Consider the following 18,138-nt stretch of genomic DNA (forward strand, 5'->3'; position numbering starts at 1 on the left):
TTTGCGTGTGCAACGCCGCGCCGCTGTCGATTCTTCCCTGCGGCTTCCTCAGCCGGTGCGCTCCGTGTCCCGGAACGTGCGGCGGTACGCCTGCGGGGTGGTGTGCCGCAGCCGCAGGAAATGCTGCCGCAGCACGGCGCCGCCGCCGAAACCGACCCGTTCGGCGATCACGTCCACCGACAGGTCCGAGTTCTCCAGCAGGTGCTGCGCGGCCAGCACCCGCTGATCGCTGAGCCATCGGGCGGGGGTGGTCCCGGTCTCGGCCTGGAACCGCCGCGCGAACGTGCGGGGCGACATGTTGGCCTTGGCCGCGACCGCGGTCACGGACAGGTCGAGGGCGAGGTGCTCGGTCATCCAGTCGAGCAGCGGGCCGAGGGTGTCGATCGTCGTCGACGGCAGCGGCATCGCCACGTACTGCGCCTGACCGCCGTCCCGGTGCGGCGGGACGACCATGCGCCGTGCGATTCCGTTGGCCACCCGGCTGCCCTGTTCCTTGCGCACGATGTGCAGGCACAGGTCGATACCCGCGGCGGTGCCCGCGCTGGTCAGGACGGGATCGTCGTCGACGTACAGGACGTTCGGGTCGACCGTCGCAGCCGGGTGGAGGTCGGCGAGCCGCTGGGCGTGCCGCCAGTGGGTGGTGCACTTGCGTCCGTCCAGCAGTCCGGCCGCGCCGAGCACGAAGGCGCCGCTGCAGAGGCTGGCGACCTTGGCGCCCCGGTCCACCGCGGCCCGGAGTTTGTCGAGAAGCGGGTCCATGCACGGGTCGGGGTCCTTCGCGCAGACGAAGGTGCCGTCCGCCTCGGCGTAGGTTCCGCCCGCGGGAACCACGATGAGGTCGGCGTCGTCGAGCCGGTCGAGGTCGTACGGGACGTCGATGCCGTAACCGAATCGGGTGCGGATGGGTTCCCGTGAGCCGGCGACGAGGGAGAAGTCGTAGGTGGGGAGTCCGTCGTCGGATCGGTCGAAACCGAACACCTCGCAGGCGACTCCGAGCTCGAACGCTTCGGTGAGCGGCATGAGCGGGACGACGACCTTTTTCAGCACCATCCCAGTATGGCAGAAATACGCTCAACAATGTCGTTTCTGCCACTTTCTCTCGGACGCCGGTGCTACGAGGCTGAAGACATGACAATCCTGGTCGTGGTACTCCTCGTGTTCCTGGCGCTCGACGCGCTGGCGCTCGCCGGCCGCACGCCCGACACGCACAACGAAGTCATCCAGCACGGGGACTTCCGGTTTTGAGGGGGAATCTGGCGGTCCAGTACGCGGGCACGGCGCTCGCCTGGGGCGCGAGTTTCCTCTTCATCAAGGTCGGGCTCGAGGGCCTGTCCTTCACACAGGTCGTGCTGTGGCGACTCTTGTTCGGGGCGGTTACCCTCGGTGCCGTCCTCGGACTCACCCGGACGCGGTTGCCGCGCGAAGCGGCGACATGGGCGCACCTGTCGGTATTGGCGGTCGCCCAGTGTGTGGTGCCGTGGTTGCTGTTCAGCTGGGCCGAGCAGAGCATCAGTTCGGGCCTGGCCAGCATCTACAACGCGACCACACCGCTCATGACGATGTCGGTGGCGCTGGCGTTCCTGCCAGGGGAGAAGCTCACGGACGCAAAGCTGTTCGGCCTCCTGCTCGGATTCACCGGGGTGGTCGTGGTGCTGGCGCCATGGCAGGCGGGGATCATCGGCAGCGTCCCCGCCCAGCTCGCGTGCCTCGGTGCCACCGCGTCGTACGGCGTGGCACTGGTCTACCTGAGGCGGTTCATCCTCCCGCGGGGCGTCGGAACACCCACCATCGCGTTCATGCAGGTGTCGATCGCCGCGGCCGCCATGCTCCTCGCCGCCCCGTGGGTCGCGAGCACGCCGATGCACCTGACCCCCGCGATCGTCGCCTCGATGATCGGGCTCGGGGCGTTCGGCACCGGGCTGGCGTTCGTGTGGAACACGAACGTGGTGCGCAGCTGGGGGCCCACCGCGGCCTCCACCGTCACCTACCTGACGCCGGTGGTCGGGGTCGTGCTCGGTGCGGTCGCACTCGACGAGCAGATCTCCTGGAACCAGCCCGTCGGGGCACTCGCGGTGATCGCGGGAATCGTCGTCACCCAACGGTCTTCGCGCAAGGCCGCCGAGACGGTCACGGCACCACGGTGATCACGGTGGTGCCGTGACCACCCACTCGCGTTTGGCGTCCCCGTCCCACCGGCGCACCACCGACGCCCGGCCGATGATGTCGCCGCCGTCGAGCAGCCGCGCGGCCTCCGCGATCTGATCGGCGGGCAGTCGCCGCGCGAGAGTCACGTGCGGCGTCCACTCGCCCGGGCGGATGTGCGGCGTGATCTCCGTGGCGTGCGCCGCGAGATCGAACACGCTGCGGTGCAGGGACAGCAGGGCCTTCGACGGCACCACCAACCGGGACAGCGTGACGTGCCTGCCGCCGAACATCACGAGCCCGCCCAGCCGGATGTGGAACGAGGGCGTCGCGATCCGGCGGCCCAGCAGTTCGTCGATCTCGGGTGGGATGTGGCGTGCCACGAACAAGGTGATGTGGGGCCGATTCGATTCGGCGCGAACGCGAGTGCGGCTGGGCATCCCCGCATCCCACAGGCGTTGCCACTCCGCGCGCACGGCAACGTCGGTCGCTTCGTCGAACAGCAGTTCCACCGACTGGACCATGGTAGGCAATGATGGCCTCATGAGCGGTGCTACGGCAAACATTTCCGATACCCGGATCGGGATGCTCCTCGGCGACGGCATCGGTCACGAGATCGTCCCGGCAACCCAGCGGGTGGTCTCGGCCGCGGTGGTCGCGGCGGGAGGCGGCGCCGTCGACTGGGTGGAACTGCCCCTCGGCCTGGGCGCCATCGAGTCGCACGGAACGCCGATCCCCGACTCCACGCTCTCCGCGCTGGACGCACTCGACGCGTGGATCCTGGGTCCGCACGACAGCGCCGCCTACCCGGAACCGTTCCGCGGCCGGTTGACCCCCGGCGGGGTGGTGCGCAAGAGATTCGACCTCTTCGCGAACATCCGCCCCGCCCGCTCGCTCGAGGGCGTCGCCTCGACGGTCCCGGACATGGACCTGGTGATCGTCCGGGAGAACACCGAAGGCTTGTACGCGGACCGGAACATGTTCGCCGGCAGCGGCGAGTTCATGCCGACCCCCGACGTGGCACTGGCGGTCGGCGTCGTGACGAGGAAGGCCTGTGAGCGCATCGCGCACACCGCATTCGCGCTGGCGCGCACGCGCGGCCGGCACGTCACGATCGTGCACAAGGCCAACGTCCTGTCGATGACGACCGGACTGTTCCGCGACGTCTGCCGGGAGGTGGGGCAGCGCGACTACCCGGACGTGCGGATCGACGACGAGCACGTCGACGCCATGACCGCGCACCTCGTTCGCAGGGGACGCGACTTCGACGTCGTGGTGACGGAGAACATGTTCGGCGACATCCTGTCGGACCTGACGGGTGAGCTGTCCGGCTCGCTCGGCACGGCCCCGTCGATCAACAGTTCCGAGACCAAGGTGATGGCGCAGGCGGCGCACGGAGCCGCGCCCGACATCGCCGGGCACAACCGGGCCAATCCCACGGCGCTGATGCTGTCGGCCGCGATGATGCTCGAATGGCTCGGGGACCGCCGCGCGGACCGGCATCTGGGCGGCGCGGCACACCGGATCCGCGACGCGGTCCGTGCGACGATCGCGTCCGGAGTCGCCACGGCTGACCTGGGTGGACTCGCGTCGACCAGTGAATTCACCGAGACGGTCCTCGCCCGGACACTGCGTCGCTGAAACTGCCGCCACGGGCCGGGACAGGCCGTTAATGTTCGGTAACGACACCCGCAGATGCGGGTGCCGTAACCTACCGTTCGACTATTCGGAGTTCGAGAGTTCTCCGTCGCCGTAGCTCGCTCGGTGTACCACGATTTCCTTGGAGGACATGCCAGTGTCTGGTCGATCCGTCTTCGCGCGAGGCCGAGTGGCCCGCACCATCTGTGCACTGGCGGGCGGCAGTGCTCTGCTGCTCGCCGGATGCGCCAGCAATACCGAGGGCGGCGGTACGCCTTCCGGAGAAGAGACCGTCGCCGTGGAAGTCGACAAGGTGGATGCCATCGCGGCGACACTGCCCGAGAAGATCGCCTCGTCCGGCAAGATCATCGTCGGTGTCAATATTCCCTACTCGCCCAACGAGTTCAAGGATCCGAGCGGCAAGATCGTCGGCTTCGACGTCGACCTCGTGGACGCCGTGAGCAAGGTGCTCGGCGTGACTCCCGAGTACACCGAGGCGGACTTCGACAAGATCATCCCGTCCATCCAGGCCGGCAGCTACGACATGGGTATGTCGTCGTTCACGGACACCAAGGAACGCGAGCAGTCGGTCGACTTCACCACCTACTTCAGTGCCGGAGTGCAGTGGGCGCAGCCCGCCGGTAAGTCCGTCGACCCCACCAACGCGTGCGGCCTGCGGGTCGGCGTGCAGACCACCACCATCGAGGATCTCGAGGAGGTGCCCGCCAAGAGCGCGGCGTGCGTCGCGGCCGGGAAGCCACCCATCGAGATCGTGAAGTTCGACAGCCAGGACGACGCCGCCAACGCCGTCGCACTCGGCAAGGTCGACGCGATGTCCGCCGACTCGCCCGTCACCGCGTACGCAATCAAGCAGAGCGACGGCAAGATCGAGGCCGCCGGCGAGGTCTTCGACGCCGCGCCGTACGGCTGGCCCGTCGCGAAGGGTTCGCCGCTCGCGCAGACCCTCCAGCAGGCGCTGCAGCACCTCATCGACGACGGCACCTACCGGACGATCGCGGAGAACTGGGGTGTCGAGGCGGGCGTCATCACCACGTCCCAGATCAACGGCGCCACGAGCTGAGCGGTTGACGAGTGTCTGACGTGGAGAAGGCTCCGGACCGGTCCGGCACCGAGACGGGACAGGAACCGGAACCGATCAAGGCGATCCCGCTGCGGCGGCCCGGCCGCTGGATCGCCGCGATCGTCGTGGGTCTGCTGCTGGCGCTGTTCGTCAACGGTGCGCGCACCAACGAGGCGTACCGCTGGGACGTCTACGCCCGCTATCTGTTCGATGCGCGGATCTCGGCCGCGGCGTGGAACACCATCCAGCTGACGATCCTGTCGATGGCGATCGCCATCATCCTGGGTGTCGTCCTCGCCGTCATGCGGCTGTCGCCGAACCCGGTGCTGAAGGCGGCGTCGTGGGGTTACCTGTGGATCTTCCGCGGGACCCCGGTCTACGTGCAGTTGGTGTTCTGGGGACTGTTCCCGTCCATCTACAAGCAGCTGGATCTGGGCATCCCGTTCGTCCACCAGTTCGTGCACATCGACCTGCAGGGGATCAACGCGGCGTTCCTGTTCGCGGTGATCGGTCTGGGACTCAACGAGGCCGCGTACATGGCCGAGATCGTCCGGGCCGGCGTGAACTCGGTGGCCGAGGGGCAGACCGAGGCGTCGGTGGCGCTCGGCATGACGTGGTCGCAGACCATGCGCCGCACGGTCCTGCCGCAGGCCATGCGGGTGATCATCCCGCCCACGGGCAACGAGCTGATCAGCATGCTGAAGACGACATCGCTGGTCACCGCGGTGCCGTACAGCCTGGAGTTGTACGGACGTGCCAGAGACATCTCGGGTGCGAACTTCCAGCCCATCCCGCTGCTGATGGTTGCCGCCACCTGGTACCTCGCGATCACCAGCCTGCTCATGATCGGCCAGTTCTACCTGGAGCGGTACTACTCGAAGGGTGCGTCCCGCAAGCTCACCCCGCGGCAACTGCAGGCGCTCGCCGACGCGCAGGGCAAGCCGCTGGTGATCGAACCCGGGCCCGAGACCTTGCCCGACACACCCGGAGGGGAACGACGATGACGCCGATGGTCAAGGCGGACCGGGTCTGCAAGAACTTCGGGGCGCTGAAGGTACTCAAGGGTGTATCTCTGGAGATCGACCCCGGCCAGGTCCTGTGCCTGGTCGGGCCGTCGGGCTCGGGGAAGTCGACCTTCCTGCGGTGCATCAACCACCTCGAGCAGGTCAACGCCGGGCGGCTGTACGTCGACGGCGAGATCGTCGGGTACTCCGAGCGGGGCGGCAAGCTCTACGAACTCCATCCCAGGGCGGCCGCGAAGCAGCGCCGCGACATCGGGATGGTCTTCCAGCACTTCAACCTCTTCCCGCACCGGACTGCTCTCGAGAACATCATCGAGGCGCCCATCCAGGTGAAGAAGCTGAGCAAGAAGAAGGCGCTCGAGCGAGGACGCGATCTCCTCGAGCAGGTGGGCCTGAGCGAGAAGGCGGACGCGTACCCGGCGCAACTGTCGGGTGGTCAGCAGCAGCGCGTCGCGATCGCCCGCGCGCTGGCGATGGACCCCAAACTGATGCTGTTCGACGAGCCGACGTCCGCCCTCGACCCGGAGCTGGTCGGGGAGGTGCTGACCGTCATGAAGGATCTCGCGGCCGGCGGCATGACGATGGTCGTCGTCACGCACGAGATGGGCTTCGCACGCGAGGTGGCCGACCAGCTCGTGTTCATGGACGCCGGCGTCGTCGTCGAATCGGGGAACCCCCGCGAGCTGCTCGCCAATCCGCAACACGACCGCACCAAGTTGTTCTTGTCGAAGCTGCTGTAGTGGCCTCCGGCCCGTGAGTACTTCTTAACCGCGGGCGGTTAAGAAGTACTCACGGGTTTGCGGCAGCTGAAGATGGCGGTGCCGGGGAAGATCTGTCCCCGCAGCGGGCTCCACTGCCCCCATTCCCGGTCGAGCCATTCGGGCCACTCCGGCTCGATGATGTCGCGCACTTCCAGTCCCGCCGCCACGATCTCGCGCACCCGGTCGCCGATGGTCCGGTGGTGCTCGACGTAGGTGGGGACGCCGTCGCCGTCGACCTCCACGTAGGGGGTGCGGTCGAAGTAGGGGAGCGACGCGGTGAGCCCTCGTGGGCCCGGGTCGTCCGGGAAGATCCAGCGGATCGGATGGTTGACGGCGAACACCCACAAACCACCCGGGCGGAGAACCCGGGCCACCTCACTCATCACCTGCTGGGAGTCCGCCACGAACGGAACCGCCCCAAAAGCCGAACATGCGATGTCGAAGCTCGCGTCGGCGAAGGGGAGGTGCTCGGCTCCCGCATGAACGAGCGGCACGGTCGCGCCGCCCGCCCGCATGGCCTCGACCCCGCGGGTCAGCATCGACATCGACAGATCGAGCCCGACTGCCCGGGCGCCCCGGCCGGCGAGCCACCGCGCGCATGGCGCGGAACCGCAGCCCACCTCGAGGACGTCCTTGCCCGCCACGTCACCGAGAAGGTGGTAGTCGCCTTCGTGGAGTCCCTCCGGGCACCAGACGAACTCACCCTCGGACGAGTCCACGCCGAGGAACTCGCCGTGGGTGCGGTGGTAGTCGTCCGCATCGGCGTCCCACCAGGCACGGCTCGCGCGTTCGCTGGACTCGGAATCGACGCGGACGCGGCTCACTCCGGACGTTCCGAGCACGCTGTTGGCGGTGCCGTGACGGTCGTCTTCCGGAGAGAGAGGAGAATCGGACGGGCGAGGATCGGGCATGGGCAACAGAGTAGAGCGTGGGAACGTGCCCGGGTTTGCCCAGCTTGCCCACGGGCGCGTAGCCTATTGCACGCGAGTGTCTATGTGTGCGGCATCGGATTCGGTTCAGTTCGAGTTTGTTCGGTTCCAGTCGGGTGTCGTTCACTGCGCTTGCGGTGATCTGATTCGGCGGAATGCTCCGTCGGTTCAGGTTGCTTTGTCCGACAGAACACCATCAACCGACCACAACCCGTCCGGAGCAACTCAACACATGCCCTCCACCACCGTGACCTCGCCGCAGGTAGCCGTAAACGACATCGGCTCCGCCGAGGACTTCCTCGCCGCCATCGACGCAACGATCAAGTACTTCAACGATGGCGACATCGTCGAAGGCACCATCGTCAAGGTCGATCGCGACGAGGTCCTGCTCGACATCGGTTACAAGACCGAAGGCGTCATCCCTTCCCGTGAGCTCTCCATCAAGCACGACGTCGACCCCAACGAGGTTGTCTCCGTGGGCGATGAGGTCGAAGCTCTCGTCCTCACCAAGGAGGACAAGGAAGGCCGACTGATCCTGTCGAAGAAGCGCGCTCAGTACGAGCGTGCCTGGGGCACCATCGAGGAGCTCAAGGAGAAGGACGAGGCCGTCAAGGGCACCGTCATCGAGGTCGTCAAGGGCGGCCTGATCCTCGACATCGGCCTGCGCGGCTTCCTTCCCGCTTCGCTCGTCGAGATGCGCCGTGTCCGCGATCTGCAGCCGTATGTCGGCAAGGAGATCGAGGCCAAGATCATCGAGCTCGACAAGAACCGCAACAACGTCGTCCTCTCGCGCCGTGCATGGCTCGAGCAGACGCAGTCCGAGGTTCGCAGCGAGTTCCTGCACCAGCTGCAGAAGGGCCAGGTCCGCAAGGGCATCGTGTCCTCCATCGTCAACTTCGGTGCCTTCGTGGACCTGGGCGGCGTCGACGGCCTGGTGCACGTGTCCGAGCTGTCCTGGAAGCACATCGACCACCCGTCCGAGGTTGTCGAGGTCGGCACCGAGGTCACCGTCGAGGTTCTCGACGTCGACCTGGACCGCGAGCGCGTCTCCCTGTCGCTCAAGGCGACGCAGGAAGACCCGTGGCGTCAGTTCGCCCGCACGCACGCCATCGGCCAGATCGTGCCCGGCAAGGTCACGAAGCTGGTTCCGTTCGGTGCCTTCGTGCGCGTCGAAGAGGGAATCGAAGGCCTCGTCCACATCTCCGAGCTGGCCGAGCGCCACGTGGAGGTCCCGGACCAGGTTGTCGGCGTCAACGACGATGCGCTCGTCAAGGTCATCGACATCGACCTCGAGCGTCGTCGCATCTCGCTGTCGCTGAAGCAGGCCAACGAGGACTACAACGCCGAGTTCGATCCGTCCAAGTACGGCATGGCGGACAGCTACGACGAGCAGGGCAACTACATCTTCCCCGAGGGCTTCGATCCCGAGACCAACGAATGGCTCGAGGGCTTCGACAAGCAGCGTGAAGAGTGGGAGAACCGCTACGCCGAGGCTGAGCGTCGTCACAAGATGCACACCGCTCAGATGGAGAAGACCGCTGCAGACGAGGCCGCCGAGGCTGCCACCGCTGCTGCCGGCTACTCCTCCGAGTCGGGTGCCGGCGACGCCGACGCCGCTTCGGCTGCCAGCACCTCGTCGTCCGAGTCTGCCGGCGGATCGCTGGCCAGCGACGCACAGCTCGCCGCTCTGCGCGAGAAGCTGTCGGGCAACGCCTAGCAAGTCCGCCTGACTCGTCAGGCAAAGCCGAAGACCCCGCTCCTGCATTGCAGGGGCGGGGTCTCGTCGTTGCAGGACGTCCGAACATGACTGTGGCCCAACCTCTCCGGAGGTCGGGCCACGGTGGTGTGGGGGTGAGGCCGGTGCTCAGTTCGCGGTGGCGGGAATCCAGTAACCGGACGACGGCTGTACGTCGGCGCGCCTGCGCATCGTTGCGAAGCTGTGCCTGCCCTGGCTGATGAGTGCCGTGAGCCAGGTCCGGCGGTGGTCGGCGAGCGCGAAGGCCACCTCGGGGATCTCGATGCAATGCACCCCGCCCGCAATGCCGAGACGGTGCCGACCGAACTGGTTGCGGTGATCGCGCATGGCGTTCCTCTTCTTCGAGAAGGTGCAGGTCGGGTGCGTTCGCTAGAACATAACCGACCGTGTCGGACATCTGTGGTATTTGGGGCAGGTGAGTCTGCAGAGGGAGAAGGGGGTGGAGATCGGCGAGGGACGTGCGTACTCGGTGCGCGGCGGGTGCAACACTGGGAGGCGTGTTGAGAATCGGCCTCACTGGAGGCATAGGAGCCGGTAAGTCCACCGTGTCGAAGGTCCTCGCCGAACTCGGGGGAGTGATCGTCGACGCCGATCTGATTGCGCGGGAGGTCGTCGAACCCGGAACACCCGGCCTCGCCGCGCTCGTCGACCGGTTCGGCGAGGAGATCCTGACGGAGGACGGCGCACTCGACCGGCCCGCCCTGGCTGCCCGCGCCTTCGCCGACGACGAATCGCGGCTCGCGCTGAATGCGATCGTTCACCCGCTCGTGGGGGCGCGCACCGCCGAGACGATCGAATCGGCGCCCAAGAACGCCATCCTCGTCCAGGACATTCCGTTGCTGGTCGAGGGCGGAATGGGCGCGGCCTTCCACCTGGTCGTCGTCGTGTTCGTCGATGCCGAGGAGCGGGTGCAGCGGCTCGTCGGATCGCGGGGGATGCCCGAGGCCGATGCGCGTGCGCGGATCGCAGCCCAGGCCGACGACGATCAGCGGCGGGCGGCGGCGGACGTCTGGCTCGACAACAGCGGTGCCCCGGGCGCGCTCGAGCCGGAGATCCGGGCACTGTGGTCGGAGCGTCTCGTGCCCTTCGAGTCCAACATCCGCACGGGGACCGTCGTCCGGGTCCTGCCCGAACTCGCTCCGCCGAATTCGCAGTGGCCGGCGCAGGCCGACCGGCTGATCGCTCGCGTGAAACTGGTGTGCGGCGACCGCGCCGTCCGGGTCGACCACATCGGGTCGACGGCCGTCGAGGGATTGCCCGCCAAGGACGTCATCGACGTCCAGGTGACCGTCGCGAACCTCGAGACCGCGGACGACCTCGCCGAATCACTCGCCGACGCCGGGTTCCCCCGCATCGAGCACATCACCGCCGACGACCCGAAGCCCTCGTACCAGGGTGGAGAGACCGACCCGGCGCTGTGGGGCAAGCGAATCCACGGCGGTGCCGATCCGGGACGGCCCGTCAACATCCACCTTCGCGTCGACGGGTGGCCCGGACAGCAGTTCGCGCTCGTCTTCCGCGACTGGCTCCGCGCCGACACCGAGGCCCGGACCGAGTACCTCGCGGTCAAGGAAGGTGCGGCGGAGAAGGCGGCCGGTCACACGGACTACCGGGACGCGATCACCGCCTACGTGGACGCGAAGACCCCGTGGTTCGACCGCGCCTATCACCGGGCGTGGGAATGGGCCGAGCGGATCGGCTGGAGCGGGTAGGTCACCGCCAGTCGATCGGCATCCCGATGGACGCCAGCCAGCGGCCGAGGTCGTGGCCGTGCGCGGCGATGCCGTCGATCGCCGTGGTGGCGGTGAGGATCGCCTGCTCGGCCGTCGCGGTGTCGAGCAGGCCGGTGGTGTGCGCCTCCATCAGCTCGTCGACGTCGAGGAGTTCGGTGTCGCGGCCGGTGCGGACGACCAGGTCCAGGTAGTGGTCCTCGGACTTCCACACGTCGTCACCCCGGGTGAAGGTGCCGATGTCGACGTAGTGGTCCTGATCGCGCTGGTGGTAGGGGTGGTAGTGGAAGATCGACGCCCGCAGGCCGAGGTCGGGGAGCAGCCACGACTCCAGGTAGTGGAATTGCGGGTGGTCGGAGGTGCGCGCCATGTAAAGCCCCCACGGTTCGACGCGGTAATGATCGACGTGGCGGACGAACCCCTTGGGGTCGGTGTTGGTGTGATCTCGTAGGTCGAAGTATTCGACCTTCGGTGGGTGGATGTCGTGACTCGCGCCTGCCATGGTGGGGAACCTACCGGGTTTTTCAGCTGACGGAGATCGTCGGGGAATTTGTCGGTACCTGCGCCTACCCTGGTTGCATGGCGTTTGCATCCGAGCACCCCGTGGTGGCACATTCCGAGTTCCGTCCCATCGGGGAGATCGAGCGGTCGGAAGCGCGGTTCGAGGTCGTCAGCGACCACAAGCCGGCCGGCGATCAGCCCACCGCGATCGCCGATCTGGAACGCCGCATCAACGCCGGCGAGAAGGACGTGGTCCTGCTCGGCGCCACCGGTACCGGTAAGTCCGCCACCACGGCGTGGCTGATCGAGAAGGTGCAGCGGCCCACCCTGGTGATGGCGCCCAACAAGACGCTCGCCGCGCAGTTGGCCAACGAGCTGCGCGACATGCTGCCCAACAACTCTGTCGAGTACTTCGTCTCGTACTACGACTACTACCAGCCCGAGGCGTACATCGCGCAGACCGACACCTACATCGAGAAGGACTCGTCGATCAACGACGACGTCGAGCGACTGCGCCACTCGGCGACGTCGAGCCTGCTGTCGCGGCGCGACGTGGTGGTGGTGGCGTCCGTGTCGTGCATCTACGGTCTCGGCACCCCGCAGTCGTACCTCGACCGCTCAGTGCAGCTCGAGGTCGGGGTGGAGGTCCCGCGCGACGCTCTGCTGCGACTGCTGGTGGACGTGCAGTACACCCGCAACGATCTGGCGTTCACCCGCGGATCCTTCCGGGTGCGCGGCGACACCGTCGAGATCATCCCCTCGTACGAGGAGTTGGCGGTCCGGATCGAGTTCTTCGGCGACGAGATCGAGGCGCTGTACTACCTGCACCCCCTCACCGGGGACGTGGTGCGGAAGGTCGACTCGGTGCGCATCTTCCCCGCCACGCACTATGTCGCGGGTCCCGAGCGGATGGAACGTGCCGTCAAGGACATCGAGGCCGAACTCGAGGAACGGCTCGCCGACCTCGAGGGCAAGGGCAAGCTGCTCGAGGCGCAGCGGCTGCGGATGCGCACCCAGTACGACCTCGAGATGATCAAGCAGGTCGGGTTCTGCTCCGGCATCGAGAACTACTCGCGTCACATCGACGGTCGCGGGCCGGGTACGGCGCCCGCCACGCTGATCGACTACTTCCCGGAGGACTTCCTCCTCGTCATCGACGAGTCCCACGTGACGGTCCCGCAGATCGGCGCGATGTACGAGGGCGATATGTCGCGCAAACGGAATCTCGTCGAGTTCGGGTTCCGGTTGCCGTCCGCCACCGACAACCGTCCGCTGACGTGGGAGGAGTTCACCCAGCGCATCGGGCAGACGGTGTACCTGTCGGCCACACCCGGCAAGTACGAGCTGGGGCAGGCAGGCGGCGAGTTCGTCGAGCAGGTCATCCGCCCCACCGGTCTGGTCGACCCCCAGGTGGTCGTCAAACCGACCAAGGGGCAGATCGACGACCTCGTGCACGAGATCCGCGAACGTGCCGACCGGGACGAGCGCGTCCTCGTCACCACGCTGACGAAGAAGATGGCGGAAGATCTCACCGACTATCTCCTCGAGCTCGGTATCCGGGTCCGGTATCTCCACTCGGACATCGACACCCTGCGACGGGTCGAGTTGCTCCGGCAACTCCGGTTGGGGGAGTACGACGTGCTGGTCGGTATCAACCTGCTGCGTGAGGGCCTCGACCTTCCCGAGGTGTCGCTGGTGGCGATCCTCGACGCCGACAAGGAGGGCTTCCTCCGAAGCTCGACCAGTCTCATCCAGACGATCGGCCGCGCGGCTCGTAACGTCTCCGGCCAGGTCCACATGTACGCCGACAAGATCACCGACTCGATGCAGCACGCGATCGAGGAGACCGAGCGGCGTCGGGAGAAGCAGATCGCCTACAACGAGAAGATGGGCGTCGATCCGCAGCCGCTGCGGAAGAAGATCGCTGACATCCTCGACCAGGTCTACGAGGAAGCCGAGGACACGGCCAGCGGAGTCGACGTCGGCGGTTCGGGCCGCAACGCCACCCGCGGGCGCCGCGCCCAGGGCGAGGCCGGGCGCTCGGTCAGCGCCGGGGTGTACGAGGGCCGCGACACGAAGTCGATGCCGAGGGCGGAGTTGGCAGATCTGGTCAAGGAATTGACCAATCAGATGATGAACGCCGCCCGTGACCTGCAGTTCGAGCTCGCCGGACGACTACGCGACGAGATCGCCGACTTGAAGAAGGAACTGCGCGGGATGGACGCCGCGGGCCTGAAATAGCGGGCGCGCCGAGGCAGTACGGTCTGAAGCATGGATGCACACAACGCAGGTCGTACCGCCCGGTCCTTGGAGCTGCTTCATTCCCTCAGCTATTTCGTTCCCGAGGTCGAGGATCGCCTGGTCGAGGCGGGCCTCGAGCCGGGTCGGATGGGCTACTTCGCGGGCCGCTCCGCGCCGATGGGCGCGGTCGGTGCGGGCGTCGTCACTGCGACCTTCTTCAACTTCAGTCCGGCCGTGATCGAGTCGGTCATTCCGCGTGCGTGGGGTCTGGCCACGCCCGCGGCCGTCGTCGACGCGCGGTACCGGGCGGTCGGGGAGGCGTATGTGCGACTTCTCGGCGAATCGGTGGCGAATTCGCCGGAGATGGCCGAGGCCGCCGAACTCGCGTCGATCGCGGCCCGCGGGATCCCGGGTGTCGAGGGCAGGCCGCTGTATGCGGGGTACGCGGAGGTGGCGTGGCCGGACGCACCGCACCTCGCGTTCTGGCATGCCCTCACATTGCTGCGGGAGTACCGCGGCGACGGTCACGTCGCCGCCCTGCAGACGGCGGGACTGAGCGGACTCGAATCGCTGATCACGCACACCGCGACCGGGTTCGGATTCCAGAAGAAGTTCGCGATCACGCGCCGCGCCTGGACCCAGGACCAGTGGGACTCGGCATGCGAGAGTCTCCGTGACCGGGAGATCCTGGATGCGCGGGGCGAACTCACCGCCGACGGCAAGGAATTGCGCGAACTGGTCGAGGATCTCACCGACGATCTCGCGCTGGCTCCGTGGGCCGCGCTGGGGGAGGACGGGGCGGCCCGGCTCGTCGAACTCGCAACCCCGTGGCGCGACGCGATCGTCGCGGCGGGGGTGTTCCCCGCCGGCGTGTTCGGTCCCAAGGTCGGCACGTCGCGCTGACGCTGATCACAGCCGAAGCGCCTCCGGAATGTGATCCGTCATGCACTGGGGATATCCCCTGTGGCATGTGTTGCAAATGCACCTATGCGGGCACCGATACAGCTAGGGTCAGCGCAGTGGCTGCTGGGTCCAGTCAAGACGTATGTCCGGACCCCAGCCAATTGACCACCGCAGACATGGAGGAATGAATGAGCGCCTACCGGACCGTTGTCGTCGGAACCGATGGCTCCGAGTCGTCGTTTCTGGCCGTCGAGAAGGCTGCTGCCATCGCGGGGGACGCCGGTGCCAAGCTGATCATCGCCTGCGCGTACTACCCGGCCGATCCGAAGGACGTCGGGCAGGCCGCCGACGCGCTCGGTGACGAGGCCTACCAGATCACCGGTTCGGCCCCGACGTACGAGATCCTCCGCACCGCGAAGGAGCGGGCCCACGCCGCCGGCGCCAAGGAGGTCGTGGAACGCGCCGTCGTCGGTGCGCCCGTCGAGTCGCTGCTGAACCTGGTCGACGAGGTCGAGGCCGGTCTTCTGGTGATCGGCAACCGCGGACTCAACACCCTTACCGGGCGTCTCCTCGGCTCCGTTCCGTCGGATGCCGCACGCAAGTCGACGTCCGACGTCCTCATTGTCCACACGGTGCGCTGACGCACCAGTCGGATCAGCAGTAATTCGCCTCGGCGGCATCGAGATAGACCTGCGCCACCTGTTCGGTGGTGAGGCCGATATCCGACGTCGCCGAGGCGAACTGCGCCATCGGGGTCAGATGCGCGAGGATCGTGACCTCGTCCGTCCCCTCGGACAGCTGACCACAGATCCCGTTGGCGAGAGCCATGACCGTGTCGTCGGGCAGCGCCGGTATGCCGGCCCCGGTCAGCGACTCCTTGTAGCGCAGGCCACGGGCGTCGAGGTGTGATGCGGCAGTGGTGGAGGCGACAGAGGCCGTCGACGGCGGGTCGGAGACGGTGGCCTCCGAGCACGCGGTCAGCACGATCGTGGTGAGGACGAGACCACACCCGATCAGGCGACCGCGTCCGCCCGGTGTCACGACAGGATCCCGACCTCAGCCGGACCGAGTTCGGACAGCACTGCGGGCAACGTTTTCGTGTGCACCACACCGAGTCGTTGTGTCGCGCGGGTCAGGGCGACGTAGAGGTCGTTCATCCCCCGCGGCGACTCGTCGAGAATGTCCTGTGGCTCGGCGATGAGCACCGAGTCGAACTCCAGCCCCTTGACGTCCCGCACCGTCAGGACGCTGACGGTGTCCGAATTCAGATCGGCCAGTGCGGCGACGAGGTCGTGGCCCCCGATCACCACAGTCGTGCCCGGTCCGGTTTCCCGCGACACACACGTGCGCACGGTGTCCGCCAGCTCAGGTTCGGACACCTGCAGTGCCCACGGCGCGAAACCGGATTCGCGCACCGACCGCGGCACGGTCTGTTCGGCGTCGATCTCGGCGAGAACTCGTCGTGCCGACGTCATGATCTCCGCCGGAGTGCGGTAGTTGACGGTCAGTTCCGTGAGCTTCCACCGGGTGGCCACGTACGGCTCGAGGATCCGCTGCCACGACGATGTTCCCGCCGGGTCGCCGGTCTGCGCCGTGTCGCCGACGAGTGTCATCCAGCGATTCGGTATGCGCCGCATCAGCATTCGCCAGGCCATCTCCGAGAGCTCCTGCGCCTCGTCGACGATCACGTGGCCGTAGGTCCAGGTTCGGTCGCCCGCTGCGCGCTCCGCGGTGGTCTGGTGCTGTCCGACGTCGTGGCGTTCGGCGAGCTGGCTGGCGTCGATCAGGTCGTAGGCCATCAGAATTTCCGGGTCCAGCTCGTCCTCGAGATCCTGTGGCGCCGAACCGGTCAGGATGTCCAGAGCGCCCTGGGCATCCGCGATCTGCGCTCGCCACTGGCGGCGGGCGCGCTCCCGTTCGGCGGCGTCGTCGACGCCGAGCAGTTCCGCCAACTCGTCGAGGAGTGGCGCGTCGGCGGCACTGAAGCCGCGCATGACGGGGCGTCGCAGCGACTCACGTTGCGTTTCGGTCAGATTCGGCGCGGCATCGGTCAGACGCTTCGGCGAGGCGTACAGCTCGGCGAGGACCTGCTGCGGCGACAGTTCGGGCCACAGCGCGCTGATCGCCGTCATGATCTCCGGGTCTTCACGCATCTCGTCCCGCATGTCGGCGATGTCGTCCCGGCTCAGCAGGTTTCCGCCGTCGACGACGTTGGCGCCCAGTGTGTCCGCGAGTTGCTGGGCGAGTGCCTCGATGACCGACGAGACGAAGATGGGCCGCGCCAGGTTGTGCGGGCGCCGTGACGACCTCGCCCGGCCACGTGCGCGGGTGACGACCTTGCGGTCGAGGGTGATCCGATAGGTGTCGAACGTCAGCTCGACGGGACGCGACGGCACTTCCTGCCGATCCCGGACCGCCTTCTTGAGGACGTCCAGCATGTCGAGCGAGCCCTTGATCTCGCCGGCGTCGAGAGTGTCCTCGACGGTGGCGCGGACGCCGGGGTAGAGGTCGCCGATGGTCGAGAGCAGCACACCGGTCTCGCCGAGCGACGGCAGCACCTGGCCGATGTAGTCGAGGAACGTGGCGTTGGGGCCGATGATCAGGACGCCGGCCTTCGCGAGCTGCTGCCGGTAGGTGTAGAGCAGGTAGGCGGCGCGGTGCAGAGCGACCGCGGTCTTGCCGGTTCCCGGTCCTCCCTGGACCACCAGCACACTCTTGTGCTCCGACCGGATGATGGCGTCCTGCTCGCCTTGGATCGTCTCGACGATGTCGTTCATCTGACCCGTGCGGGCCGCGTTGAGCGCCGCGAGCAACGCACTCTCACCCGCGACGCCGTCCGAACCGGTGATCGTGCCCGCGGCCTCCGCCGCCGCCAGATCCAGATACTCGTCGTTGACGGCCGTCACGCGGCGGCTCCGCGTCCGGATGTGCCGCCGACGGGAGACGCCGTCGGGGGCGGCGGGGGTGGCAAGGTAGAACGGGCGGGCAAGGGGTGCACGCCAATCGAGGAGCATCGTCTCGTAGTCGTTCTCCTCGTCGAGGATGCCGAGTCGGCCGATGTAGCGGTGCTCGCCGTCGAGATCGATGCGCCCGAAGCACAGTCCGTTCTCGGCGGCGTCGTACTTGGCGAGGTCTTCGGTGTAGAGCTGGTTGAACGACTCCCGCTCGCTGCGGGCCTGCGGGGTCCCGCCGGTTTCGAGCAGTACACGGCTCAGCCGGTTCGCCGCGTACTGGCGAAGGCCGTCCAGTCGGGTGTAGAGCATCGTCACGTACTGCTGCTCGAGCTCGCGCTCGTCGCGTGACGTGTCCTCGTCGGGCAAGAGGTCTCCTTGACTGGTTCGGCTGCAACCGGATCGGCTGCAAAAGTGCCTGGACAGTCTAGTCGGCCCCGGAGACGGCCCGCTGACATTGCAGGTCAGGGGCGATCTCCGGGG

General features: G+C 67.3%; 17 protein-coding genes. 10 read left to right on the forward strand and 7 right to left on the reverse strand.

Annotation, left to right across the window (positions count from 1 at the left end):
- Positions 1–48: 48 nt before the first annotated feature.
- Positions 49–1,050: a helix-turn-helix domain-containing protein gene (locus JVH1_RS32790; protein WP_009473645.1), complete on the reverse strand. Its 1,002-nt coding sequence runs from the start codon at positions 1,048–1,050 to the stop codon at positions 49–51.
- A 191-nt stretch (positions 1,051–1,241) separates the two neighbouring features.
- Here JVH1_RS32790 and JVH1_RS32795 point away from each other — a divergent pair, with 191 nt between their 5' ends.
- Positions 1,242–2,144: a DMT family transporter gene (locus tag JVH1_RS32795; protein ID WP_009473644.1), complete on the forward strand. Its 903-nt coding sequence runs from the start codon at positions 1,242–1,244 to the stop codon at positions 2,142–2,144.
- On the opposite strand, the gene JVH1_RS32800 is transcribed toward JVH1_RS32795, so the two are convergent.
- Entirely contained in the window at positions 2,145–2,666 is a 522-nt protein-coding gene (locus tag JVH1_RS32800) for a 2'-5' RNA ligase family protein (RefSeq protein ID WP_005571116.1), read from the reverse strand.
- A gap of 19 nt (positions 2,667–2,685) precedes the next feature.
- On the opposite strand from JVH1_RS32800, the gene JVH1_RS32805 reads away from it, so the two are divergent.
- The 4 genes from JVH1_RS32805 (at position 2,686) to JVH1_RS32820 (ending at position 6,623) form a co-directional block, all read left to right on the forward strand.
- Complete coding sequence (locus JVH1_RS32805) at positions 2,686–3,783, forward strand: isocitrate/isopropylmalate dehydrogenase family protein (RefSeq protein ID WP_009473643.1); 1,098 nt, start codon at positions 2,686–2,688, stop codon at positions 3,781–3,783.
- A 148-nt stretch (positions 3,784–3,931) separates the two neighbouring features.
- Complete coding sequence (locus JVH1_RS32810; RefSeq protein WP_050787246.1) at positions 3,932–4,861, forward strand: ABC transporter substrate-binding protein; 930 nt, start codon at positions 3,932–3,934, stop codon at positions 4,859–4,861.
- A 20-nt stretch (positions 4,862–4,881) separates the two neighbouring features.
- Positions 4,882–5,865 (forward strand): amino acid ABC transporter permease, encoded by a 984-nt coding sequence (locus JVH1_RS32815; protein ID WP_005571114.1) that lies wholly within the window; start codon positions 4,882–4,884, stop codon positions 5,863–5,865.
- The gene (locus JVH1_RS32820) at positions 5,862–6,623 is read left to right on the forward strand and encodes an amino acid ABC transporter ATP-binding protein (RefSeq protein WP_009473642.1); all 762 of its coding nucleotides are present in this window, start codon (positions 5,862–5,864) and stop codon (positions 6,621–6,623) included. The genes JVH1_RS32815 and JVH1_RS32820 overlap by 4 nt, the downstream gene beginning before the upstream one ends.
- Before the next feature lie 38 nt (positions 6,624–6,661).
- Here the strand turns inward: JVH1_RS32820 and JVH1_RS32825 are convergent, their stop codons facing one another.
- Positions 6,662–7,555 carry a class I SAM-dependent methyltransferase gene (locus JVH1_RS32825; RefSeq protein WP_009473641.1) on the reverse strand — a complete coding sequence of 298 codons (894 nt, stop codon included), beginning with the start codon at positions 7,553–7,555 and terminating at the stop codon, positions 6,662–6,664.
- 250 nt (positions 7,556–7,805) lie between these two features.
- Between JVH1_RS32825 and rpsA the strand changes: the two genes are divergently transcribed.
- Entirely contained in the window at positions 7,806–9,290 is a 1,485-nt protein-coding gene (rpsA, locus tag JVH1_RS32830; RefSeq protein ID WP_009473640.1) for a 30S ribosomal protein S1, read from the forward strand.
- A gap of 147 nt (positions 9,291–9,437) precedes the next feature.
- Here rpsA and JVH1_RS32835 read toward each other — a convergent pair whose 3' ends face one another.
- A complete protein-coding gene (locus tag JVH1_RS32835; RefSeq protein ID WP_009473639.1) occupies positions 9,438–9,656 on the reverse strand; it encodes a hypothetical protein in 219 nt (72 codons plus the stop codon).
- 170 nt (positions 9,657–9,826) lie between these two features.
- On the opposite strand from JVH1_RS32835, the gene coaE reads away from it, so the two are divergent.
- On the forward strand, positions 9,827–11,041 hold the full coding sequence (gene coaE, locus JVH1_RS32840; RefSeq protein ID WP_043778093.1) for a dephospho-CoA kinase: 1,215 nt from the start codon (positions 9,827–9,829) through the stop codon (positions 11,039–11,041).
- 1 nt (position 11,042) lies between these two features.
- Here the strand turns inward: coaE and JVH1_RS32845 are convergent, their stop codons facing one another.
- On the reverse strand, positions 11,043–11,561 hold the full coding sequence (locus tag JVH1_RS32845) for a DUF402 domain-containing protein (RefSeq protein ID WP_009473637.1): 519 nt from the start codon (positions 11,559–11,561) through the stop codon (positions 11,043–11,045).
- A gap of 77 nt (positions 11,562–11,638) precedes the next feature.
- Between JVH1_RS32845 and uvrB the strand changes: the two genes are divergently transcribed.
- From uvrB to JVH1_RS32860, 3 genes are all read left to right on the forward strand, one after another.
- Positions 11,639–13,801 (forward strand): excinuclease ABC subunit UvrB, encoded by a 2,163-nt coding sequence (gene uvrB, locus JVH1_RS32850; protein WP_007295802.1) that lies wholly within the window; start codon positions 11,639–11,641, stop codon positions 13,799–13,801.
- Positions 13,802–13,831: 30 nt separating this feature from the next.
- Positions 13,832–14,704, forward strand: coding sequence for a hypothetical protein (locus JVH1_RS32855; RefSeq protein ID WP_009473635.1), 873 nt, complete (start codon positions 13,832–13,834; stop codon positions 14,702–14,704).
- Positions 14,705–14,892: 188 nt separating this feature from the next.
- The gene (locus JVH1_RS32860) at positions 14,893–15,345 is read left to right on the forward strand and encodes a universal stress protein (protein WP_005247414.1); all 453 of its coding nucleotides are present in this window, start codon (positions 14,893–14,895) and stop codon (positions 15,343–15,345) included.
- A 13-nt stretch (positions 15,346–15,358) separates the two neighbouring features.
- On the opposite strand, the gene JVH1_RS32865 is transcribed toward JVH1_RS32860, so the two are convergent.
- A complete protein-coding gene (locus tag JVH1_RS32865) occupies positions 15,359–15,745 on the reverse strand; it encodes a DUF732 domain-containing protein (RefSeq protein WP_009473634.1) in 387 nt (128 codons plus the stop codon).
- Complete coding sequence (locus JVH1_RS32870; RefSeq protein ID WP_009473633.1) at positions 15,742–18,024, reverse strand: ATP-binding domain-containing protein; 2,283 nt, start codon at positions 18,022–18,024, stop codon at positions 15,742–15,744. Before JVH1_RS32870 ends, JVH1_RS32865 begins: the two co-directional genes overlap by 4 nt.
- Positions 18,025–18,138: the final 114 nt, after the last annotated feature.

It is taken from the genome of Rhodococcus sp. JVH1, assembly GCF_000280725.2.
Classification (GTDB): Bacteria; Actinomycetota; Actinomycetes; order Mycobacteriales; family Mycobacteriaceae; genus Rhodococcus_F; species Rhodococcus_F jostii_A.